Here is a 464-nt window from a genome sequence, read left to right on the forward strand (position 1 = left end):
ACTGAAACACCGCCTTCGCGAGCAGGCTCGCTCCCACAATGGTTTTTTGTTGACCACTCGATCTGTGATCAACCAGACGTCTTGATCGACCCTCGCGTTTGACCATCATCGTCGCGGGCCTTTACCACGTAGCCGACGGTTCGAAGAAACTCTTCGTTGTCACCGTCACCGTCACCGTCACCGTCACCGAGTACCTGGGACAGGTATTCGCTGATGGCCTCATCGCTGTCGAGCAGAGTCGCCATATCGACAATCGTCAAAGTCTCGCTCATGGCTGGACCTCCTTGGCCAATTGCATTCATTGCGCAACTGTATCCAGATGGATGCGGCAAAGCAGTCAGACACTTCTTGGATTGGCAATGGCTTTTCGGCGAAATGAGTGGGACTGTTTGGTAGGGCGAGAAACTACTGTGGGAGCGAGCCTGCTCGCGAAAGCGGAGTGTCAGTCGACATCATCACGGTCT

The 464-nt window shown here is 54.5% G+C and carries 1 pseudogene; it reads right to left on the reverse strand.

Going from position 1 to position 464, the window contains the following annotated elements:
* Positions 1–83 precede the first annotated feature (83 nt).
* A pseudogene (locus ACW9HW_RS30155) lies at positions 84–272 on the reverse strand (addiction module antidote protein); the annotation flags it as partial.
* Positions 273–464: the final 192 nt, after the last annotated feature.

It is taken from the genome of Pseudomonas sp. SDO5532_S415 (assembly GCF_054071155.1).